Source organism: Streptomyces sp. NPDC097107, from assembly GCF_044762405.1.
Lineage (GTDB): Bacteria > Actinomycetota > Actinomycetes > Streptomycetales > Streptomycetaceae > Streptomyces > Streptomyces thinghirensis.
Genome location: NZ_JBIWEF010000020.1, coordinates 1 through 21,397, shown reverse-complemented (window position 1 = coordinate 21,397; position 21,397 = coordinate 1). Strand labels below are relative to the sequence as shown.

Sequence of the window (21,397 nt, the reverse complement as noted above, 5' to 3'; positions counted from 1 at the left end):
TCCCTCAACCGGCCGCGTCCCGCGTCGTGGCGCAAGGGATCAGCCTCGCTCACACCGTGAGCGCGCCCCGGCCCAGCGCCGCGACGAAGGGCACCCAGGCGCGGGCGGTGACGAGGAGAACGGGGCCGTCGCCGGAGACCTTGGAGTCACGGACGGGGACGAGCCCGGGGATGCCGTCGGCGACCTCTACGCAGTCGCCGCCGTCGCCGTTGCTGTAGCTCGACTTGCGCCAGAGCGCGGCGCCGGGGAAGTCGCTCGCCACCTCGACGCACTCCCCGCCGTCACCGTTGCTGTAGCTGCTCTTCGCCCAGAGCGCGTCACTCAAGTCGATCCGGTTGCTTGCCATTTCGGTAATCCCCTGCCGCTGCCTCGATCCTGGCCAGGGACGTCTCCGGTGACAGTGCGACGGCCCTGAGCCGATCGTATGCCCTGCGGTACTGCTTCACGAGGGCCGGATCGTCGATGGTGTCCCCGCTGTAGGACGCCTCGGTGTAGACGAGCGGCGGCGCGTCCGGAAAGGTCATGACCATGATGGAGGCGGCCATCAGGGGATACGCCCCGCACTTCCGCGGCACGATCTGCGGAGTGATCCGGTGTCGCCCGGCCAACTCCACGACCTGGTCGAGCTGCGCGGCCATCTCCCCCGGTGGCACGATCGCATCGAGCAGCAGCGACTCGTGCAGGATCGCCCAGTACTCCGGGGTGGCGTGGTCGTCCTCGAAGAGGCGGGCACGGGCCAACCGGGCCTGCACCTTCTCCTCCACCCACTCGTCAACGGCCTGCGGGTGGGCGGCGCGCACGAGAGCCCGCGCGTACGGGGCGGTCTGGAGCAGCCCGGGGAACGTGCTGGGGGACCACAACTCGATGGACTCGGCGCGCCGCTCGGCCTCCAGCGCCTTCTCGAAGTACGCGGCGTGCGGCCCGCGCCGCGCCTTCCGCACATCCTCACACCGCCGCTCGAAGAACCCGTCCGTCCCCAGCACCTGGTCCGCGTGCCGGGCCGGGTCCAACGGCATGCGCCGCTCGCCCCGTTCGATGTCGCTCAGGTGCGACTTGCCGTAGAAGCTGCCCTCGACCAACGCCTCCAGCGACAGCCCGACCCGCTCCCGCTGCCACCTCAACTCTTTCCCATAGAAGGTCGGGACGCTGGTCGAACCGTCGATGTCCTTGCGCTGTGCCATGGCACAACCCCTTCCGCACTGCGGGCTGCCGACGCGAGATCCCTTTCAAGGTAGGGCGCCGGACGCCACTGTGTGAGGAGTTCATCACAGAGCGCACACGGAAAGGTGCCTGTTCATGCCCCAGCCCCCTCACCCGGAAGACGACATGCCCCGCTGCGTGGAGGAACTCCGCGCCGCCCTCACCCTCCACGGCATCACCTTTCCGTCCCTCAGCGTGGACCTGCCGACGTTCGCCGGGGCGTACACGCCGCCCGCGGGGCTCGTGGCGCTCGGGAACTGCAACACCGCCACGGCCCGCGCCCTCACCGCCGTACTCCGCGAGGCGGCTGCGCTGTGACCGTCGAGATCAGCGTGCTCGCCACGCCGAAGGCGGTACCCGAACTGCGGCACCTCCTGCGCCACCACGGCTACTACGTCCGCCTCTGCGCAAGCGAGTTGCTGACGAACGTCATCGACCACCTCGGCGAGGGCACACCCGTGACTGTCCGAGTGACCCGCACCGGCTCGGGCCGCACCCGCGTGGAGGTCACCGACCCCGATCCGCGTGCACTGCCCGTCCTCGTCCGGCCGGTCACCGCCACCGCCGAGTCCGGACGCGGCCTCGCCCTCCTCGACTCGTTGGCAGTGCGGTGGGGTGCGGAGCAACGTGCGGAGGGCAAGACGGTCTGGTGCGAGCTGGAAGGGGAACCGCCGCGCGGCGCCGTTCAGGCCCCCCCGACCCCGGCCCGGATCTCGCGGTAGGCGTCGGTGACGTCCGCCAGACGCAGGGTCGTGATGTCCTCCCGGGAGGGCGTGCCGACACCGCCGTGGGCGTCGAACAGGCGCAGGTCCCGCAGCGCGACCGCCTTCCGGCAGAGCTCGCGGGCGAAGCGGCCGTTGCCCAGTCGGTCGACCAGCCCGTCGTCGACGACGCTGCCGCAGACGGCGCCCAGGGCGCGCATCGCCTCCTCGTCCAGAACATCGCCGTGCGCCTCCACGATGCGCTGGGCGATGAGCCCCAACTCGGTGGCGGAGTACGAGGGGAAGTCGACCCGGCTGGTGAACCGGGAGGAGAGACCGGGGTTGGTGGCCAAGAGCGCGGCGATCTCGTCCGGGTAACCGGCCAGGACCACCACGAGCCTGTCCCGATCGTCCTCCGCCCGCTTGAGCAGGACCTGCAGTGCCTCGTTCCCGAAGGCGTCGCCCCCGCTGTACCCGCTGTTGCACAGTGCGTAGGCCTCATCGACGAACAGCACCCCGTCCAGGGCCGAGTCGATCACCTTGTTGGTCTTGAGGGCTGTCTCACCGAGGTGCTGACCGACCAGGTCGGGACGCTGTGCCTCGACGATCTGTCCCCTTTCCAGGAGACCCAGACCGGCGAAGACCTTTCCGACGATGCGGGCAACCGTCGTCTTGCCCGTGCCGGGCGGGCCCGCGAACACCAGGTGCTGTGGGGCCGCGGTGGACGGCAGGCCCTGCTCGGCGCGAAGGGCGGACATGCGCAGTTGAGCGGTCAGAGCGCGAACCTGACGCTTGACCGGGTCGAGTCCCACCATGTCGTCCAGCAGCGAGAGGGCATCGGCCAGAACCTCCTCCCGCGTCGGCGAGCCGTCCAGTCCGTCAGGCGGCACCGTGGGGGCGGGGGAAGGTCCGGCCGGAGGCGTGGACGGTTCGGCCGGTACGGTGACCGGCTCGGGAGCGGCAGCGGTGGCTCGCGCGCGGTCGGCGACGTCGAGCAGGCCCGGATAGCACCGGTACGCGTACTGGAAATGGCGCAGCGCGTCCTCGTCCCGTCCAAGCCCTTCCTCGGCGAGGCCGCGCACATAGGCCACCTCCCCGTCGAACCTGCTCTCGGCATCGAATCGTTGAGGTAACGGTGCCAGCACGTTCAGCGCCTCATGGTGGACGCCCCGTTCCACAAGCGCCCGCGCCGCATAGAGCTGCGCCTCGTCGCGCAGGAAGCCGTCGGTGATGGACCGTGAAAAGGAGAGGACGAGCGGCCAGTCCTGCTTCAGGAAGGCATACCGGGTACAGATGAAACGGGTTTCGTCACAGTCCAGGTAAGCCACTCCCAGCGACTGCCACGCCTCGTCGAGTCGCTCCTCGGACAAGAGCCGAGACATCACGGCGAGCCAGAGGTCACGCTGTGTACGCAGCCGGAAGGTGACGTAGACACCGAGGTCGAAGCGAGACTCCAGCGGGAGGCCCAGCTTTCCGCGCAACGCACCGAATGCCGCCGTGTTGCGGGCCATCATGTCGACGGCCTCTGCTTGGCGGTAGCCCATGGCGTGCAGCCCCAGCCATGCGTCGGCGGCGGACGGATCGTGCCGCACCGCCATGTCGAACTGCTGCGCGGCCTGATCTCTGCGGCCGCGTTGTAGACAAGCCATCGCCTCCGCCCATGCCCTTTCGCACTTCTTGGCGGAAAGCCAGGACGCGGAACTTCCCGACACGTCTCTCCCCTCGACGACGGCCACGCGACTGATCCAGCGGTGCGGTGATCCATCCTTCCATGCACACGAGCTCAGAGACCGAGCACGGGCCGGGTGGAGAAGGTGTCGTAGACATCCTCGCCGTCGGGGCCGTACACGAAGTCCGCCAAGTCGGGTTGACGGTTGGCAGTGGCCAGGGGCAGCCATGCCAGCAGGTGGCCGTAGCCGCCGCACACCGACTCGCCGCCGTCTCCGCCGTGCACCGCCGTGGTGTCGGTGGTGAGCTCCGTCCGGTAGGTGTCGTAAGTGATGTGCAGGCCCAAGGCGTTCGGCTGATTGTGCGGGCCGACAGGGTCGCCGTACGGGACGCGGTCCAGGGGGCATTCGCTCCCCCACCGGAATAGGGTGTCCGCCCCCGTGCCGCAGGCGTGCTCCCACTCGTCGGAGGTCGGCATCCGCAGGCCGCGTGCCATCCGCAGGCCGCGTGCCATCCGCAGGCCGCGTGCCATCCGCAGGCCGCGTGCGTTGAGCAGAGCCGGTATCTCGGCAGGGGGTGCGTCCATGTTCTCGTCCACCACGGCCATCAGTGCCGTCGGCAGGACGACGCTTCGGCGCGGGCTCAGGGTTCGCGCGAGGTGGGTCCGCAGTTCGGGTGCGTAGCCTAAGCCCGCGTGCCAGCTCTCGGCGTAGTCGGCGGCCTGGTCGGGCGTCGGCTGCCAGGCGTCCAGGTCGAAGCCGAGGGACAGCCGGCCTCCGGGTATCAGGGCGAACTCCTGCCCCTCCCGCTCGACCCGCACCCGGTGCAGCGGGGCCCCGAGATGCTCGACGGTTTCGACGGCAATCACTCGGCCGCTCACCGCCTCGGCGGCGTCGAGGGCCACGCGGCGAGCGTCGGACGGCGCGAGGGAGTGCCACTGTTCGAAAGTGAGGTCAGCGACAGGCATGCGGCGCAGTGTTGCACGCGGGTCCGACACAGCGACCTGCCCGGAGCCACCGGCTCCGAGCAGGCCGTTCATCTGTGCTGCCTACTTGCCGTAATACGCGTCGTAGATCGTGATCACCGACTCGTTCTTCTTCTTGTCGACGATCGTGGCGCGGAAGGAGAGGGACTTCCCCTTCGCCGGGTTCTTGACGCTGACCTTGCCCTTCTTCACGGTGACCTTCTTCCAGGTCTTGCCGTGGTCGTACGACACGTGCACCGTGAGGGACTTGAGGTTGCGGCCGGCGGCCGCGCCCTCGACGGTGACCGGGACGGTCACCGTCCTGCCGGCCGTGACCTTGCTGTCCAGGCCAGTGGCCGCGGTGAAGCGGGCGGTGGAGGCGGGCAGCTCGGTGCGGTCGGCCGTCTTCTTGGAGCGGAACGTCCAGCTCGCGTCGATGCGGCTGGAGGCCGCGGCGACCTTGGCGGAACGCTTGACCGACGTCGTCAGCCGGTACCGGGCGTCACCGGAGGGGACCTTGAACTCGCCCTCGCCGAACAGCGGGTCCTTGTGGGAGCCGACCTTGGTGCCGTTGCGGTAGAGCGTGGTGGCGACCGACGTGAAGGCCGAGGAGCCGGCGTGGCCCTCGCCGTCGGCGAACAGCGGGACCGTTCCGGTGATGGTGTCACCGTCGCGGTGGAGGCCGAAGTCGGCGTTGAGGCGCGGGCCGAAGACGGGGGTGTTGAACGTCGCCGAGTAGCTCTTGCCCGCCTTGTAGCGCTGCGGGGCACCGAGGACGTAGCCGGCCTCGACGGCCGGGAAGCCGTCGGCGTCCCGGCCGCCGTACTGCTCGAAGCCGAGGTCCCACCTCACGCCGTTCCCGGTGGACAGGTGCAGGGTGCGGGTGCCGGGCAGGGACTGCTCGATGCCGATCGAGGAGCCGCCGGCGCCGCCGGGCAACCAGCCGGTCGCGGAGACGGCGCCCTTCCTGCCGCTCGCGGAGGCGCCGAGGCCGGCCTTGAGGGTGGCCAGTTCGCCCGCCTTGTAGTGCCGGGTGTAGCCGGTGGCGAGCTGCTCGACCGGGCCGCCGGCGACGGTGTCGTACTGCTCCTTGGCGCCCTTGGTCCAGTGGCCGTCCCACTGCTGGCTGAGCGAGCCGTCGGTGATCCGCGGGCCGAGGTGCTTGGTGCGCAGGCCCTCGTAGGAGTCCAGCCACCAGCCGTAGCTGTAGCTGTTGCCGCCCGCCTCCACCGTGAAGTCCGCGGAGGCGAACTCCGACTTCGCGGCCTTGTCCGGCACGGTGATGTCCACCGGCTTCGCGGTGCGCGCGTCCAGGGTGACGGTGGTCTTCTTCGTGACGTTCAGCTTCGGCTGCGCGATCCAGTCGGCGCCCTTCCACCTCTCCGGGTCGTCGCTCACGCGGATCGAGGAGTTGAGGATGTAGGCGCCCTTGGGCACCCGCACGGTGACGGTGCCGTCGGCCTCGTACGGTGTGAACCAGGTGTCCGTGGCGAGGCCGGAGACGCCGGTCAGGTCGGTCTCGTAGTTCGCGGTGGGCCTGCCGTCGCGGCCGAGGGCCTTCAGGGTGACGTCGTACGACTCCACCTCGCGCTCCACGGCGGCGGCCGTGCGGACGCTCTGTCCGCCGCCGGTCGCCGTGACGTAGGCCGAGTAGGCCCCGTCCACCGTGCCGCCGAGCCTGGTGTCGGCGGTGAGGGCCACGGAGGCCTTGCCCCCCGCCGGGACGGTGACCGAGGTGGCGCCCAGCTTGAAGAAGCCGGCGGGGGCCGCCTTGCCCCCCGGGCCGGTGGCGGTCGACGTCAGCCTCAGCGTGACGTCCTCGGCGCCGAGGTTGCGGTAGGTCAGCTGCTTGGTGACCGGCTTGTCGTCGGTGTGCGGCCACTGCTGGGTGCCGAAGGTGGCCGACACGGGGTCGGCGATCACGGTCTGTTCGACCGCCTTGCCGACCTGGACGCGGCCCGAACCCTGCTCGAAGGGCGTGTACTTGCCGCCCTTCGCCGATCCCGTCAGCGCGCCCTTCAGCTCGGCGTACGTCCAGTCGGGGTGCTGCTGCTTGAGGAGGGCCGCGGCGCCCGCGACGTGCGGGGTCGCCATCGACGTGCCGGAGATGGTGACGTATCCGGTGGGCTTCTCGCCCTCCTCGCGGGCGATGAGGCTGCCCTTGGCGGAGGCGGCGGTGATGTCGACGCCGGGCGCGGTGACGTCGGGCTTGACCGCGCCGTCGAGACCGGGGCCGGTGCTGGAGAAGGAGGCGAGCTTGTCCCCGTCGTCGACCGCGCCGACGGTCAGCGCGGCGGCGGCGCTGCCCGGGGAGCCCACGGTGCGGTCGCCGAATTCGCCGTCGTTGCCGGCGGCGATGGCGAAGAGGATGCCCTTCTCCTCGGAGAGCCTGTTGACCTCGGCTTCCAGCGGGTCGATCTCCGGGGTGTCGCCGCCTCCCAGGCTGAGGTTGATGACGTCGGCGCCCTGCGCGGCCGCCCACTCCATGCCGGCGAGGATGCCGGAGTCGTCGCCGAAGCCCTCGTCGCTGAGCACCTTGCCGTTGAGCAGCTCGGCGCCGGGGGCCACGCCCTTGTACGTGGCGCCCGCCTTCGCGCCGGTGCCGGCGGCGATGGAGGCGACGTGGGTGCCGTGGCCGTACTTGTCGGTGGCGTCGGGAGAGACGGAGAAGTTCTTGGACGCGACGACCTGGTTCTTCAGGTCGGGGTGGGTGGTGTCGACGCCGGTGTCCAGTACGGCGATCCTGACGCCCTCGCCGTCGTAGCCGGCGGCCCATGCCCTGGGGGCGCCGATCTGCGGGACGGACTTGTCGAGGCTGGCCGTGCGCACGCCGTCGAGCCAGACGCGCGCGATGCCGGAGGCGGTCTTCTCGCCGTCGGTCACCGCGGCCCACAGCTCGGGCGCGTTCTCGTGCGGGGTCTGTACGGCGTCGGCGTTCAGGGAGGTGAGGGCGCGGCGGAGGGTGCCCGCGTCGCGGACGTCGGCCTTGGTGGCCCGCGCGCTGCCCCGGTAGCCGACGATGACCTTCAGGCCGTTCTTCTGGGCCTTGCGGGTGGTGGCCTTGTTCAGCTCGGTGATGTCGAAGAGGCGCTGGTCCAGTCTGCCGGTGGCGACCAGGCGGGCGGCGTCGGCCGGGACGACGAGGGTGTGCCCGCCGGCTCTGCGGATCTGGACGGGTATGTGCTCGCGGCCCTCGGCCCGCTCCAGGCCGACGACGCGGCCCTCGGGGTCGACGGCGACCCGGTCGCCGGTGATCAGCGTGACGCGGTGCCTGGCCGTGCCGGAGGCGGCCAGCGCGGCACCGTCCCGCGCGGCGGCACCGTCCCGTGCGGTCTCGGCCCGCGCCGTGGCCGCCGTGCGGTCCGCGTCCGTCGTCCGTGCTCCGTCCGCCGCTGCCGGGCCGGTCATGCCCGCCGCGAGGGCCACGGCCGCCGCCGTGGCGACGGTGGCCGCGCCGGCCTTCTTCACTTGTCTGCGCAACGTTCCCCCTTGCGGAAGTACCGGGAGAATTCCCCGTTCACCCGGCCGGGGGTGGTCCAGCACGCGTGTGCTCCCCCCGGAACTCGGAGTATGGCGAGGGGAGATCAGCCGCTCAAGAGCGCGAAGGGCGGTGGTGGGGACGGTCGGGAAACCGCCTGCCAACTGTTACGTGATCGCCGTCCGGTGTTACGCGTTCGCGCGAACTCCGTTACGTGTCACTGGGGTTGGACGACGGAGATGCGCCAGAGAGTTGAACGACTCAGACGTGCCGGTCGGGTTGAACGGCGGACGCCCGCCGCCCCGGTGAGGGGCGACGGGCGCCGGATGAAGCGAAGTCGCGGTGGGCCGCGGTGTGTTCGGCGTCAGACCGCCGAACCCGCCTTCCACTGGGCCCAGTCCATGTTCCAGCCGTTGAGGCCGTTGTCCGGGGCGATGGTCTTGTCGCCGGTGTTCTGGACGACGACCACGTCACCGATCATCGAGTTGTCGTAGAACCACGCGCCCGGCGTGTTCGTGTCGTCGGCGCCCTGGGTGTCGGCGAGGCCGACGCAGCCGTGGCTGGTGTTGGCGCTGCCGAAGATGCCCTTGCTCCAGTAGTTGCCGTGGATGAAGGTGCCGGAGGTGCTCAGGCGCATGGCGTGGGGCACGTCCTTGATGTCGTACTCGCCCTTGCCGTCGTCGTCGGTGAAGCCGACCGTCGAGCCGTTCATCCGGGTCTCCTTGAACTTCTCGGAGATCACCATCTGGCCTTCGTAGGTCTTGTTCTCGGGGGAGCCGGCGGAGATCGGGATCGTCTTGACGGTCTTGCCGTCCTGCGTGATCTTCATCTGCTTGGTCTTCGCGTCGACGTACGAGACCTGGTTGCGGCCGATCTTGAAGGTGACCGACTTCTGCTGGACGCCGTAGACGCCCTCGGCGCCCTCGACCCCGTCGAGCGCCAGCTTGAGGGTGACGGTCGAGCCCTCCTGCCAGTAGTTCTCCGGGCGGCAGTCCATGCGCTGGGTGCTGAACCAGTGGCAGGCGACCTCCTGGCCGCTGCTGGTGTTGACCGTGATGCCCTTCTGGACGGCGGCCTTGTCGGTGATCTCCTTGTCGAAGTTGATCGACACCGGCATGCCGACGCCGACGGTCTTGCCGTCGTCCGGGGTGAAGGTGCCGATGAAGCTGTTCTTCTGGGAGACCGTGGTGAACGACGCGTTCTCGTGGGCGGCGCGGCCCTCGGAGTCCGTCGCGGTCGCCGTCAGCTTGTAGGTGGTGGCCCGCTCCAGCTGACCGCTGGGCTTCCAACTGGTCTTGTCGGCGGATATCTCGCCGCTGACCTCGGTGCCGTCGGAGGTGGTCATCTTCACCTCGGTGAGCGTGCCCTTGCTCACGGTGACGCCGGCGGAGTTGTTGATGGAGGCGTTGTCCGAGTTGTCCTCGGGCGTGATCTTGATCTGGGCCTCGGACGACTTCCTGGCCGCCGCCTCGTCGGCCTCGGCCTGCGAGGTCCTGCCGTCCCCGCTCCCGGAGGTGCCGGCGTCGCCACTGGAACATGCCGAGAGCACCAGCACACCGCCGAGCAGTGCGGACGCGGCCGCCAGACCCTTGCGCCGCTTACCGTCCGTCATCACACGCTTCTCCATCGTTGCCGAGTCCGGAAACCCCGAGATTCCCCGTCAAGAACTTCAACGCTACGACCGGTTCGTCCCGTTCCACATCGCCGGCGGGTGTGGGGCATACCACGTTTACCGCGGAGGCGGGAGCGGCGCGGGGGCCGGTCGGTGCGCCCCTTGAGACGACGAAACCCCGGACGACGGTTGCCGCCCGGGGTCACGTTTTTCCCCACACTGCGTCAGCCGACCGTCATTTCATCGTCTTCCGGGTCGTTCTCGCCGCCATCTTCCTCGTCCAGGTCCCACTCGGGCGAATCGGGGTCGTAGTCGATCTGTTCGCTGCTCCAGGAGGCCTGCTGGAGCTCGACTCCGGGCACCGCGCTGACCAGGTCGAACGGGTCCACGAGGTGAGCCAGGGCCTCCGCGGTGTCCTCCGTCACAGCACGCTCGGCATGCGCCCTTTCCGCGTCGGGCAGGTCGGCGTCGTCGGCGAGCGCCTGCAGGGCGGCCCCGGTGACGGCCTCGTCGTCGTCGACCTCGAGAACGAGCTCGACGCGAATCCGTACAAACCGTGATGTCTCTGGAGTACTCATGCCCGGAGCGTAAGGCCGACCGCTCCCGTGACTTTCCTGTGACCCGCGGCTTTCACTAACATCTGCCCACACGGCCAATTCGCCAGCGCCACAAGGGGATCGATATTCCGTGTCATCCGCTCGCCGACCGTTGCTGACCGCCGCCGCCGCAGGCGGCCTGCTGTGCGCCATGTGGTTCGTCCCGTCCGCCAACGCGACACCCGACACACCGGTGCTCAAGTCCGCCTCCGCGAGCCCGTCTCCGCAGGTCACCGCGCAGGCCAGAGTCGCTTCCACCGGCACGGCGGCCACCGGTGAGGGCACGGCCCGCCTGGCCGACACCGGCAGCTTCGACAGCACGCCGTACGTCGTCGGCGGCGCCCTCTGCCTCGGTCTCGGCGCCGGGTTCGTCGGGTATTCGGTGCGCCGGGAACGCCTCGATTTTTGACAGCGCTTGACGTTCTTTTGGCTTTTTTGACCGTTCGGGAGGCGCAGGTCCTGCGGAGACAGCGCAGAGGGGCCCCGTCCTGCCGACAGGGCCCCTCCGACTTCGCCGTCCCGGCCGGGGCCTGTCGTTCGGATCTTGCCGGCGCCGCGGGTCGGCCGAGAGGCGCGGTGTCTCTCAGCCGACCTGATCCAAACGACAGGACCTGGCTTCCTAGCGCAGCGGCCCGGTGACCGTCTCCGCGGCCGCGACCAGGTGCCCGGCGCGCACGAACGCGTCCGCCGCGGCGAGATCGGGCGCCAGGAACCGGTCCGGTCCGGGGCCCTCGACACCGGCCGCCCGTACGGCGTCGATGACGGCCTGCGAGGCCGGGGCCGGGGTGAGTCCCTCGCGGAGCTGGATCGCGCGCGTGGCGGCGTACAGCTCGACGGCGATCACGCGGGTGAGGTTGTCGACGGCCGTGCGCAGCTTGCGCGCCGCCGACCAGCCCATGGAGACGTGGTCCTCCTGCATCGCGGAGGACGGGATCGAGTCCGCCGAGGCCGGTACGGCGAGCCGCTTCAGCTCGCTGACCAGGGCGGCCTGCGTGTACTGGGCGATCATCAGACCGGAGTCGACACCGGCGTCGTCGGCGAGGAACGGCGGCAGGCCGTGGCTGCGGTTCTTGTCGAGGAGCCGGTCGGTGCGCCGCTCGGCGATGGAGCCGAGGTCGGCGACGGCGACGGCGAGGAAGTCGAGGACGTAGGCGACGGGGGCGCCGTGGAAGTTGCCGTTGGACTCCACGCGGCCGTCGGGCAGGACGACCGGGTTGTCCACGGCCGCGGCCAGCTCGCGCTCGGCGACGAGACCGGCGTGGGCCATCGTGTCGCGTCCGGCACCGGCGACCTGCGGGGCGCAGCGCACCGAGTAGGCGTCCTGGACGCGGGGGGCGTCGTCCTGGTGGTGCCCGGTAAGGCCGGAGCCCTTGAGCACGGCGGCCATGTTGGCGGCGCTGGCGGCCTGCCCGGGGTGCGGGCGGATGGCGTGCAACTCGGGGGCGAGCACGCGGTCGGTGCCGAGCAGGGCCTCCATCGTCAGCGCGGCGGTGACGTCGGCGGACTTGTAGAGGGTGTCGAGGTCGGCGAGGGCCATGACCAGCATGCCGAGCATGCCGTCGGTGCCGTTGAGGAGGGCGAGGCCCTCCTTCTCGCGCAGCTCGACGGGGTCGATCCCGTGCTCGGCGAGCAGCTCGCCGGCCGGCCGTACGGCCCCGTCGGGACCCTCGGCGTCGCCCTCGCCCATGAGGGTGAGCGCGCAGTGCGAGAGCGGCGCGAGGTCGCCGGAGCAGCCGAGGGAGCCGTACTCGTGGACGACCGGGGTGATCCCGGCGTTGAGTACGTCGGCCATGGTCTGCGCGACCTCGGGGCGGACGCCGGTGTGCCCGGAGCAGACGGTCTTCAGCCGCAGGAACATCAGCGCGCGGACCACCTCGCGCTCGACGCGCGGGCCCATCCCGGCGGCGTGCGAGCGGACGATGTTGCGCTGCAGCCGGGCCCGCAGGTCCGGGCTGATGTGCCGGGTCGCCAGGGCGCCGAAACCGGTGCTCACGCCGTACACGGGGTCCGGCTTGGCGGCCAGCGCGTCCACGATCCCGCGGGCCGCGGCCAGGGCCGCCACCGCTTCGCCGGAGAGTTCGACCCGGGCGCCGTCCCGCGCCACGGCGAGAACGTCGGACGCGGTGACCCCAGACGTCCCCACCACCACAGTGTGCATATCCATATTCAGGAGCGTACGCAGTGAATTCGATGATGTCACGAGGGGGTACGTCACGGATGCGTGCCGCCTGCGCCCCTTACCGGACCGGCGTCACGGCGAGTGCCGTCCGCGGAACCGCCGGCGCTCCCCGTCCTCCTCCCGCGACGGTTCGTCCGCGAGCCGCACGACGGGGTCGTCGGGCCCCTGGCGACCGGCGACGACCGGCCCGGCGGACCGTTCGGCCTTGGCGCGGTACTGGGCGGCGTCGGCGAGCCGGAAGAGCCTGCGGGCGGAGCGCACGGGGCCGACGGGGTCCTCCGTGGACGCGACCCCGCAGGCCACGCCGTCCCCCAGCTCCAGGTCGGCCGCGCGGCGGCACAACTCCTCGGCCGCCTTGACCACCTCGTCGGCGGACGGCCCGACCGCGAGCAGACAGAACTCGTCCCCGCCGAGCCGCGCGGCGAGCGCCCCCGGCAGCATCGCCCCGCACAGCGACAGCACCGACCCGAAACGCTCCAGGAGCCGGTCACCGACGGCGTGCCCGTGCGTGTCGTTCACCCGCTTGAGGCCGTTCAGATCGCATACGACGAGACTGACGACGACGTCCTCCCCGCGGTGCCGTTCGACGGCCTCGTCCAGTGCCGTGTCGACGGCCCGGCGGTTGGCCAGCCCCGTGAGCGCGTCGGTGTACGCGAGGCGCCGGACCTCCTCCAGCCGCTCGGTCTGGGCGATACCGGCCGCGACGACCGAGGCCAGCACGGTGGCGAAGTCGGCGTCGGGCCGCTCGAAGACCCGCTCCCCCACCGGACGGGCCACGTACAGCTCGCCCCAGGCGCGGCCGTGCAGCACGATCGGCGCGACCACGCAGCAGCCGCGCCCCCGGCGCCGCAGGGCGGCGACGCGCTGGTGGACGTAGCCGGGACGCCCGGCGGCGGGCCCCTCGGCCGTCTCGACCCAGGCGTCGGGCTCACCGCCGCCGGCCCAGCGCTCGTGCAGGAACTCGGTGATCTCCGCGAACTGGTGCACCGGGTAGGACTCGTCCTCCGGGAACTCCTCCTCGCCCTCGGCCCGTCGGCCGACGTTCACGAGGACCCGGAGCCTGCCCAGCTCGCGCTCCCACACCGACAGCGCGGCGAAGCTGCCGCCCAGCGCCAGGCAGGCACCGAGGGCCGCCGCCCGCCACGCCTCACGCGAGCTGTGCGCGGCGGCCATGCCCTGCGCCAGTGCCACCACGGCCGCGAGCCGCCTGTCGTCACCCATCACTCCAGGCTAGGGAGATACGCGACGAAACGGCATTCAAACAGGGCGAACGGGGGCGTGCGCGGCGTCACCGTCCAGCACCCGGCGGGTCGCCGGACACCCGCCCGCGCGGCACGGCCGGCTCACTCCCCGGGCCACCGCGGCGCCCGCTTCTCGTTGAACGCCGCCACCCCCTCGGCCCGGTCCGCCGAGAACGCCACCGCCCGCCACGCCGCGTCCTCGACCTCCAGCCCGGCCCGCAGGTCAAGACCGTGCCCCAGCCGCAGCGCCCGCTTGGCCGCCCGCAGTCCCACGGGGGAGTTCGCGGCCATCCGGGAGGCGAGGTCCAGCGCCTCCTCCCGGTCCCGGCCCTCGTCCACCAGCTGGTCCACGAGCCCCAGCTCGCGCGCCTCCCCGGCCGCCACCCGCCGCGCCGTGAACACCAGCTCGGCGGCGCGCGCCGCCCCCACCCGCCGCGGCAGCAGCTGCGTACCGCCGCCGCCCGGAATCACCCCGACCGACACCTCGGGCAGCCCCACCACCGCCGTGGGGTCGGCCACGATCACGTCGCACGACAGCGCCAGCTCGAACCCGCCGCCCAGCGCGAACCCGTGCACGGCCGCGATCGTCGGCACCGGCAGCTCCAGCACCGCGGTGTAGGCGCCCCGCGTCACCGGCCGCTGCCGCAGCAGGTCGGCGTCGGAGAAGGAGTTGCGCTCCTTCAGGTCGGCCCCGACGCAGAACGCGCGCTCGTGGGTCGAGGTCAGCACCACCACCCGTACGCTCCGGTCCTCGCCCAGCGCCGCGCACGCCGCCCCGACGGACCGGGCCATCGCGGTCGAGACGGCGTTCATGGCCTTCGGCCGGTCGAGCGCGAGTTCCGCGACATGTCCGTCCCCGTGCCGCCGCACCAGGACGAACTCTCCGAACCGCTCCTCGCTCATGACACCCTCCGGTTAACGCGTGTTAACAAGTCGACCACCCGATCATCGCAGGCGTGCCCCCGCGGCGAAAGGGCGGACGCGCGCGCTGACCGCCCCGCCCCGCCCACCCGTTCGGGTGACATCCGGCCGACCGGCGTGTCCCGGCCCACGGCAGCCCGTAGCGTCGCTCCGCCACGGGCAGGGGGGCGCGTGCGCACCGGGGAGGGATCATGACGACGAGCGGCACGAGCGGCACGACCGGCACACCGGCGAAACCGCAGCACCCGTGGGGAAACCGTGGCCGGCACCGCAGGCCCCGCCCCCGCAAGGCGGTACTCACCGTCGGCGGCCTCGCACTGGCGGCCGGCGCACTGAGCCTCGTACGCCTGCTTCCCGGACCCGGCGACGGCGACGTGGACGGGTACGGCGCCGAGGCCGGGCCGCGCGTGGAGACGGGCGGGGGTCAGGGCGCCGCGCCGGGCCCGGCGACGACACCCGCCGCCGCGAGCACCGCCGGTCCGCCCGAGGTGAGCCCGTCGGCGACTTCGGCCATGGGCGGCCTGAGCGGCACCCCGGGACCGGGTCTCATACCGGGGCCGGGGCCGGGGCCGTTCGCGAGCGGCCCCTCGGCCGCCCTTCCCTCCGCGACGTCCGTCCCGGGCCTCCCGAACACGGACGACGAGGCTCCGCCGCCCGCTCACACCACGCGGCCGCCGCAGCCTCCGGGGTCTTCGCGGCCACCGCGGCCGGACACCCCCGCACCGCGCCCCGCGCCGGCCCCGCCCCCGGACCGGGGCACACCGCCCGCGCCCGCCCCGACGCCGGAGCCGGGCCCTCCGGGTCTGTGCGTGCCGGTCATCGGCCTGTGCGTGGGCCTGCTCGACGGCGACGGCTGACGGACACGGACAGGCCCTGCGAAACTCCCGCCGTCCCCCTGCCGCGCAGCAGGCCCTGCGACTCCCCGCCGCCCCCTCGCCGCGTGAGAGCGGCCCTACGACTCCCCGCCGTTCCCCCGCCGCGTGAGCAGCCACGGCTCCACCACGCCGAGACCGCGCACCGGCCGCTGCCACATCGGCTGGAGCGCGAAGCGGTACGCCGGCGGCTGCTCGCCCTCCTTCTCCGCCGCGGCGGCCTCCTCGGCGGCCGCCGCCTCCGAGGCCGGGGCGTCGCGCGTACGGATCAGTTCCTCCGCGAGGGCGGCATCGACGAGGACGGCGTCCCGGGGAGCTATCGAGGTGAGCCGGGAGGCCAGGTTGACCGTCGTGCCGAAGACGTCGCCCATCCGGGTGGTCACCGTGCCGAAGGCGATGCCGACGCGCAGTTCCGGCATGGTCTCGTCGTTCGCCATCGTCTCGATGAGACGCAGCGCGATCTCGGCGGCCGTACCGGCGTCGTCCGCGGCGTAGAGCACCTCGTCGCCGAGGGTCTTGATCAGCCGTCCGCCGCGTGCGGCCACCAGGTCGGCGCAGGTGGTCTCGAAGGCCTCGACCAGCTCGCCGAGCTCCTCCTCCTCCATCCGGCGGGTCAGCCGGGTGAACCCGACCAGGTCCGCGAAGCCGACCGCGAGACGCCGGTCCACCATCTCCTCGTCGTCACCGGCCTGGACGACCCGGCCGGCGGAGGCGGCGAGCTGGCGCCGCCAGACGTAGACGAGGAACTCCTGCAGTTCGGGCAGGAGCAGCTCGACGATGGGATACGTCACCTCGGTGCGTGTCATCCCGGGCTCCGGAGGCTCGGTCAGACCCTCCAGGAAGGAGTCGATCTGCCACTCGGCCAACCGGGCGGTGGTCTGCCCCGTGGACCGCGCCACCTGCACGGCCATGGCCTCGCTGAGCAGCCCCGCCTCCACCAGGCCGGCCAGGCGCCGCAGGGCGAGGACGTCCGCCTCGGTGAGCGCCTTGGCCTGGCCGATGTCGGCGAAGCCCATGGCCCGCCAGAAACGGGAGGCCAGCTCCATGGAGACGCCCGCGCTGCGGGCGGCCTGGAAGGGGGTGTAGCGGCGCTCGGCGCCCAGAATGAGCCCTTCGAGGCGCAGCGCGAGCGGGTCCTCGCCGGAGTCGGCGGACTCCGGGTCGGGCTCGGGGTCCACCCGGCCGCCCCCGTCCGCGCCGGAGCCCGTGTCGTCGACGGTCACGCCTGCTGCCCTTCCGATCTGCTGCGGTCAGGTTCGACCGGCCCCAACTTTACGTCAGGTGTGCCCCAGCTCACTCCCGGCGAGCTTGCGGCCGCGGCCCGCCGCACGGGTGGGCGCGTTCAAGCCGACCGCAGGTGCACGATGTCCCCCGCTCCCACCGGCTCCTGCACCCCCGCCTCGGTGGCCAGCACGAGCCTCCCGTCCCCGTCCACGGCCACCGCCTCCCCCACGAGGGACCTCTCCCCCGGAAGCTCCGCCCGCACCACCCGGCCGAGCGTCGCGCACCCCGCCGCGTAGGTCTCCTGGAGCCCGCTGGCCGCCGGGTCGCCCTCGGCCGCCCGCCACCGCCCGTACCAGTCCTCCAGCGAGCGCAGTATCCCCCGCAGCAGCGGATCCCGGTCGGTGTTCACGGCCCCGGCCAGCGCCAGGGACCCGGCCCGCGGCACCGGGAGTTCGTCGGCCCGGAGGGTGACGTTGATGCCCACACCGATGACGACCCCGTCGTCCCCGGCCCGCTCGGCGAGGATGCCGCCCGCCTTGCGCTCCTCGTCGCCGACCGTCACCAGCAGGTCGTTGGGCCACTTCAGGGCCGTGTCGACACCCGCCGCCCGGGAGAGCCCGGTCGCCACCGCGACGCCGGTGAGCAGCGGCAGCCAGCCCCAGCGGGTCACCGGCACCTCGGCGGGCCGCAGCAGTACGGAGAAGAAGAGCCCGGAGCGGGCCGGTGCCGTCCACTGCCGGTCCAGCCGGCCACGCGCGGCGGTCTGCTCCTCGGCGACGAGGACGGCCCCTTCGTCCAGGCCCCCGTCGGCCGCACGGGCCACGAGGTCGGAGTTGGTGGAGCCGGTGCGCTGCACCACGTCCACCTGCCGCCACAGCCCTCCCTCCCGCACCAGCCCCCGGCGCAGGGCCGTGGTGTTGAGGGGCGGCCGGTCCAGGTCGGACCACCGGTTGTCCGGGGAGTCGGAGGCATCTCGGGGCGTCATGCAACCCACCCTAGGTGTGGGAAACACCGCACTGCCGATCGGAAGGCCCCCTACTACTCTACGGATGAGTAACCGTCCCCCCTTTTGAGCAGGCAGGGAGCCGCATCCCGATGTCCGAGCCGGAAGAGCAGCAGCCCGACATCCACACGACCGCGGGCAAGCTCGCGGATCTCAGGCGCCGTATCGAGGAAGCGACGCACGCCGGTTCGGAACGCGCCGTCGAGAAGCAGCACGCCAAGGGCAAGCTGACGGCCCGTGAGCGCATCGACCTCCTCCTCGACGAGGGGTCCTTCGTCGAGCTGGACGAGTTCGCCCGGCACCGCTCGACCAACTTCGGCCTCGACGCCAACCGCCCCTACGGCGACGGCGTCGTCACCGGCTACGGCACCGTCGACGGCCGCCCCGTCGCGGTCTTCTCCCAGGACTTCACCGTCTTCGGCGGCGCGTTGGGCGAGGTCTACGGCCAGAAGATCGTCAAGGTCATGGACTTCGCGCTGAAGACCGGCTGCCCGGTCATCGGCATCAACGACTCCGGCGGCGCCCGCATCCAGGAGGGCGTGGCCTCCCTCGGCGCCTACGGCGAGATCTTCCGCCGCAACACCCACGCCTCCGGCGTCATCCCGCAGATCAGCCTGGTCGTCGGCCCGTGCGCGGGCGGCGCGGTCTACTCCCCCGCGATCACCGACTTCACGGTCATGGTCGACCGGACCAGCCACATGTTCATCACCGGCCCCGACGTCATCAAGACCGTCACCGGCGAGGACGTCGGCTTCGAGGAGCTGGGCGGTGCCCGCACCCACAACTCCACCTCCGGCGTGGCCCACCACATGGCCGGCGACGAGAAGGACGCCGTCGAGTACGTCAAGCAGCTGCTGTCGTACCTGCCGTCCAACAACCTCTCCGACCCGCCCGCGTTCCCGGAGGAGGCCGACCTCACGGTCACGGACGAGGACGCCGAGCTGGACGTGATCGTCCCGGACTCGGCGAACCAGCCGTACGACATGCACACCGTCATCGAGCACGTCCTCGACGACGCCGAGTTCTTCGAGACGCAGCCGCTGTTCGCGCCGAACATCCTCACCGGCTTCGGCCGCGTCGAGGGCCGCCCGGTCGGCATCGTCGCCAACCAGCCGATGCAGTTCGCCGGCTGCCTGGACATCACCGCGTCCGAGAAGGCCGCCCGCTTCGTGCGCACCTGCGACGCCTTCAACGTCCCGGTCATCACCTTCGTGGACGTCCCCGGTTTCCTCCCGGGCGTCGACCAGGAGCACGACGGCATCATCCGCCGCGGCGCCAAGCTGATCTTCGCCTACGCCGAGGCCACCGTCCCCCTGATCACGGTCATCACCCGCAAGGCCTTCGGCGGCGCCTACGACGTCATGGGCTCCAAGCACCTGGGTGCCGACCTGAACCTCGCCTGGCCCACCGCCCAGATCGCCGTCATGGGCGCCCAGGGCGCGGTCAACATCCTGCACCGGCGCACCATCACCGAGGCCGGTGACGACGCCGAGGCCACCCGCGCCCGCCTGATCCAGGAGTACGAGGACGCCCTCCTCAACCCCTACACGGCGGCCGAACGCGGCTACGTCGACGCGGTGATCATGCCGTCCGACACCCGCCGCCACATCGTCCGCGGCCTGCGTCAGCTGCGTACGAAGCGGGAATCCCTCCCCCCGAAGAAGCACGGCAACATCCCCCTCTAAGGAGCCGCTGTGACGATCAAGGTCGTACGGGGCAACCCCACCCCCGAGGAGCTGGCCGCCGCCCTGGCGGTGGTCCGCGCCCGCGCCGTGACGGCGGCCGCCGAGCCGTCCGGCGCCGAGACCCCGCACGACGCGTGGTCCGACCCGTCCCGCATCGCGGCGGCCCACCTGCCCCACCCGGGCCCGGCGTCCTGGACCCGCACCTACTGGCCGGCCTGAGCGGCAGCCACCCCAGGGGCGCGGGGCGGTGTCGATATGCGGCTCCGCCGCGTGGCGCACGGCATGACCACCCCGCGCCCCAAATGAGTACCCGTACTCAAGCGCCGCCCCTGCGCCGAGCCCCACGCTTGGTGGCATGCTGTGGTCCGACCCCGAGAACGAGCCGCCCAAGGAACTGCGCGACATGCAGAAGACGCTGCGGCGGCTCAGCGTCTTCCTGGCGGCGGCCATGGTTCTCGCGATGATCGTGATCGGCCTGGGGTGAACCGCCCCGCCCGGGTGACTAACCTGATCCCATGACTGCTCAGCGCCGCAGGCGACTCGTCCTCGCCTCCCAGTCCCCGGCCCGGCTGGGCCTGCTCCGCCAGGCCGGGCTCGCCCCCGAGGTGCTCGTGAGCGGCGTCGACGAGGACGCCGTCACCGCGCCCACCCCCGCCGAGCTGGCCCTCGCCCTCGCCGAGGCGAAGGCGTCCGTCGTGGCCGCGAAGCCCGAGGTGCACGGCGCCCTGGTGATCGGCTGCGACTCGGTGCTCGACCTGGACGGCCAGGCCCTCGGCAAGCCGGCGGACGCCGAGGAGGCCACCGCCCGCTGGAAGGCGATGCGCGGCCGGGCGGGCACGCTGCAGACCGGCCACTGCGTCTGGGACACCGCCTCCGGCCGCCACGTCTCGGCCACCGCCTCCACCGTCGTCCGCTTCGGTGAGCCGACCGACGAGGAGGTCGCGGCCTACGTGGCCTCTGGGGAGCCCCTGTACGTCGCCGGGGCCTTCACCCTGGACGGCCGCTCGGCCCCGTTCATCGACGGCATCGAGGGCGACCACGGGAACGTGATCGGCATCAGCCTGCCCCTCGTACGCCGACTGCTCGCCGAACTCGGGGTCGGCATCACGGAGTTGTGGGCGCCGGCGGAGGGCTGACCGGGGCGGCGTCGCCACCCGTGCCCTCGTCGGGCCGCTGCCCGGCCACGGGTTCCTCGCGAGCGTCGTAGGTCATCAGCAGCAGCACGATGAGGGCGAGGGCGAGGATCATGAAGAGGAAGGCGTGCCAGCCGACCAACCCCCAGGTGAAGGCACCCAGCACCCCGTGCACCACGGCCGCGCTGATCAGCAGGACCCGGCCGAGGCCGGCGGGCGCCCGGTCGCGCAGCGCCACGAGCAGGGCCACCAGCCCGCACAGCGCGAAGTAGAGCCCGAAGACGACACCGCCGATCTTCGAGGACACGGACATCATGTCCGGGTCGAGACCGGCCAGGGACATGTCCTGCCGGTCGACGACGGTCCCGAGGAACCAGTTCAGCGCCGCGACGCCGACCGCCTCCGCGAAGAGCACGACCGCCACGATCCACGCCACCGGCCTGCGCACCGTCACCGGGCCCCACCCACTTTCGACCGCTGCCGCACAGGACAGCTGTTACCCCAAGTACGTTCGAGACACCGGGAACGTTACTAACGGGTAAACCTCGCGACAAGGGGTCTGCGGCGAGCAAAGAATCATTGGGCCATTCGTAGGGACTCCACAAAGAAACGGAGTGGCCCGCAGCACCCTCTTACAGAGACCTTGCCCACATCAGGGGGCTAGGGTTTCCCCGAGGAGTCCTGCGTATCGCGGTACGACAAGGGATTTCGCGGGTCGAGCGAGCCTCGAGTCACACTCCGTGTGGGCAAGCTCACCAGTGGGGACGGGTCGAAGTGTCGTGTCGGCAGTCCCTAAACTCGGCTTGTTTCAAGGAGGGAGCCTCAATCGTGCGCAAGGTGCTCATCGCCAATCGTGGCGAAATCGCTGTCCGTGTGGCCCGGGCCTGCCGGGACGCCGGGATCGCGAGCGTGGCCGTCTA

Annotated in this window: 22 protein-coding genes; 9 read left to right on the top strand and 13 right to left on the bottom strand. The window is 71.7% G+C overall.

Annotated elements, in window-relative coordinates:
* Window positions 1–49: 49 nt before the first annotated feature.
* Window positions 50–346 (bottom strand): DUF397 domain-containing protein, encoded by a 297-nt coding sequence (locus ACIQ1J_RS33070; RefSeq protein WP_403562724.1) that lies wholly within the window; start codon window positions 344–346, stop codon window positions 50–52.
* Complete coding sequence (locus tag ACIQ1J_RS33065; protein ID WP_403562722.1) at window positions 318–1,181, bottom strand: helix-turn-helix domain-containing protein; 864 nt, start codon at window positions 1,179–1,181, stop codon at window positions 318–320. The genes ACIQ1J_RS33070 and ACIQ1J_RS33065 overlap by 29 nt, the downstream gene beginning before the upstream one ends.
* Window positions 1,182–1,296: 115 nt before the next feature.
* Here ACIQ1J_RS33065 and ACIQ1J_RS33060 point away from each other — a divergent pair, with 115 nt between their 5' ends.
* Together ACIQ1J_RS33060 and ACIQ1J_RS33055 are read left to right on the top strand one after the other, a co-directional pair.
* The gene (locus ACIQ1J_RS33060; protein WP_403562720.1) at window positions 1,297–1,518 is read left to right on the top strand and encodes a hypothetical protein; all 222 of its coding nucleotides are present in this window, start codon (window positions 1,297–1,299) and stop codon (window positions 1,516–1,518) included.
* Window positions 1,515–1,922 carry an ATP-binding protein gene (locus ACIQ1J_RS33055; RefSeq protein ID WP_403562718.1) on the top strand — a complete coding sequence of 136 codons (408 nt, stop codon included), beginning with the start codon at window positions 1,515–1,517 and terminating at the stop codon, window positions 1,920–1,922. Before ACIQ1J_RS33060 ends, ACIQ1J_RS33055 begins: the two co-directional genes overlap by 4 nt.
* Here the strand turns inward: ACIQ1J_RS33055 and ACIQ1J_RS33050 are convergent.
* The 5 genes from ACIQ1J_RS33050 to ACIQ1J_RS33030 all read right to left on the bottom strand — a co-directional run bounded on the left by ACIQ1J_RS33050 (window position 1,886) and on the right by ACIQ1J_RS33030 (window position 10,201).
* Entirely contained in the window at window positions 1,886–3,550 is a 1,665-nt protein-coding gene (locus ACIQ1J_RS33050) for an AAA family ATPase (protein ID WP_403562717.1), read from the bottom strand. The genes ACIQ1J_RS33055 and ACIQ1J_RS33050 overlap by 37 nt on opposite strands.
* Before the next feature lie 134 nt (window positions 3,551–3,684).
* On the bottom strand, window positions 3,685–4,536 hold the full coding sequence (locus tag ACIQ1J_RS33045) for a hypothetical protein (RefSeq protein ID WP_403562715.1): 852 nt from the start codon (window positions 4,534–4,536) through the stop codon (window positions 3,685–3,687).
* A gap of 81 nt (window positions 4,537–4,617) precedes the next feature.
* Entirely contained in the window at window positions 4,618–7,941 is a 3,324-nt protein-coding gene (locus ACIQ1J_RS33040) for a S8 family peptidase (RefSeq protein ID WP_403562812.1), read from the bottom strand.
* Window positions 7,942–8,375: 434 nt separating this feature from the next.
* Window positions 8,376–9,623, bottom strand: coding sequence for an Ig-like domain-containing protein (locus ACIQ1J_RS33035; RefSeq protein ID WP_403562713.1), 1,248 nt, complete (start codon window positions 9,621–9,623; stop codon window positions 8,376–8,378).
* A 224-nt stretch (window positions 9,624–9,847) separates the two neighbouring features.
* Window positions 9,848–10,201: a hypothetical protein gene (locus ACIQ1J_RS33030; RefSeq protein WP_210957746.1), complete on the bottom strand. Its 354-nt coding sequence runs from the start codon at window positions 10,199–10,201 to the stop codon at window positions 9,848–9,850.
* A gap of 109 nt (window positions 10,202–10,310) precedes the next feature.
* Between ACIQ1J_RS33030 and ACIQ1J_RS33025 the strand changes: the two genes are divergently transcribed.
* The gene (locus tag ACIQ1J_RS33025; RefSeq protein ID WP_403562711.1) at window positions 10,311–10,628 is read left to right on the top strand and encodes a hypothetical protein; all 318 of its coding nucleotides are present in this window, start codon (window positions 10,311–10,313) and stop codon (window positions 10,626–10,628) included.
* Between the two features lie 210 nt (window positions 10,629–10,838).
* On the opposite strand, the gene hutH is transcribed toward ACIQ1J_RS33025, so the two are convergent.
* The 3 genes from hutH to ACIQ1J_RS33010 all read right to left on the bottom strand — a co-directional run bounded on the left by hutH (window position 10,839) and on the right by ACIQ1J_RS33010 (window position 14,542).
* Window positions 10,839–12,377, bottom strand: coding sequence for a histidine ammonia-lyase (gene hutH, locus ACIQ1J_RS33020; RefSeq protein ID WP_403562810.1), 1,539 nt, complete (start codon window positions 12,375–12,377; stop codon window positions 10,839–10,841).
* A gap of 93 nt (window positions 12,378–12,470) precedes the next feature.
* A complete protein-coding gene (locus ACIQ1J_RS33015) occupies window positions 12,471–13,619 on the bottom strand; it encodes a diguanylate cyclase domain-containing protein (RefSeq protein ID WP_210957748.1) in 1,149 nt (382 codons plus the stop codon).
* 122 nt (window positions 13,620–13,741) lie between these two features.
* Entirely contained in the window at window positions 13,742–14,542 is an 801-nt protein-coding gene (locus ACIQ1J_RS33010; protein WP_210957749.1) for an enoyl-CoA hydratase/isomerase family protein, read from the bottom strand.
* 209 nt (window positions 14,543–14,751) lie between these two features.
* Here ACIQ1J_RS33010 and ACIQ1J_RS33005 point away from each other — a divergent pair, with 209 nt between their 5' ends.
* Entirely contained in the window at window positions 14,752–15,417 is a 666-nt protein-coding gene (locus ACIQ1J_RS33005; protein ID WP_403562708.1) for a hypothetical protein, read from the top strand.
* 95 nt (window positions 15,418–15,512) lie between these two features.
* Here the strand turns inward: ACIQ1J_RS33005 and ACIQ1J_RS33000 are convergent, their stop codons facing one another.
* Window positions 15,513–16,655, bottom strand: coding sequence for an adenylate/guanylate cyclase domain-containing protein (locus ACIQ1J_RS33000; RefSeq protein ID WP_403562706.1), 1,143 nt, complete (start codon window positions 16,653–16,655; stop codon window positions 15,513–15,515).
* A gap of 119 nt (window positions 16,656–16,774) precedes the next feature.
* Window positions 16,775–17,641: a biotin--[acetyl-CoA-carboxylase] ligase gene (locus tag ACIQ1J_RS32995; RefSeq protein WP_403562704.1), complete on the bottom strand. Its 867-nt coding sequence runs from the start codon at window positions 17,639–17,641 to the stop codon at window positions 16,775–16,777.
* A 110-nt stretch (window positions 17,642–17,751) separates the two neighbouring features.
* Between ACIQ1J_RS32995 and ACIQ1J_RS32990 the strand changes: the two genes are divergently transcribed.
* The 4 genes from ACIQ1J_RS32990 (at window position 17,752) to ACIQ1J_RS32975 (ending at window position 20,480) form a co-directional block, all read left to right on the top strand.
* Window positions 17,752–19,344: an acyl-CoA carboxylase subunit beta gene (locus tag ACIQ1J_RS32990; RefSeq protein WP_403562702.1), complete on the top strand. Its 1,593-nt coding sequence runs from the start codon at window positions 17,752–17,754 to the stop codon at window positions 19,342–19,344.
* 9 nt (window positions 19,345–19,353) lie between these two features.
* Window positions 19,354–19,563, top strand: coding sequence for an acyl-CoA carboxylase epsilon subunit (locus ACIQ1J_RS32985; RefSeq protein WP_403562700.1), 210 nt, complete (start codon window positions 19,354–19,356; stop codon window positions 19,561–19,563).
* A gap of 136 nt (window positions 19,564–19,699) precedes the next feature.
* Window positions 19,700–19,828, top strand: a complete 129-nt coding sequence (gene mmpB, locus ACIQ1J_RS32980; protein ID WP_282107431.1) for a morphogenic membrane protein MmpB — start codon at window positions 19,700–19,702, stop codon at window positions 19,826–19,828.
* A 31-nt stretch (window positions 19,829–19,859) separates the two neighbouring features.
* Window positions 19,860–20,480 carry a nucleoside triphosphate pyrophosphatase gene (locus ACIQ1J_RS32975; protein WP_210957754.1) on the top strand — a complete coding sequence of 207 codons (621 nt, stop codon included), beginning with the start codon at window positions 19,860–19,862 and terminating at the stop codon, window positions 20,478–20,480.
* Here ACIQ1J_RS32975 and ACIQ1J_RS32970 read toward each other — a convergent pair.
* Window positions 20,449–20,931, bottom strand: a complete 483-nt coding sequence (locus ACIQ1J_RS32970; RefSeq protein WP_403562697.1) for a hypothetical protein — start codon at window positions 20,929–20,931, stop codon at window positions 20,449–20,451. The two genes, ACIQ1J_RS32975 and ACIQ1J_RS32970, sit on opposite strands and share 32 nt — an antisense overlap.
* A gap of 374 nt (window positions 20,932–21,305) precedes the next feature.
* Here ACIQ1J_RS32970 and ACIQ1J_RS32965 point away from each other — a divergent pair.
* On the top strand, window positions 21,306–21,397 hold a 92-nt coding region (locus tag ACIQ1J_RS32965; protein ID WP_308427085.1), incomplete at its 3' end, for a biotin carboxylase N-terminal domain-containing protein.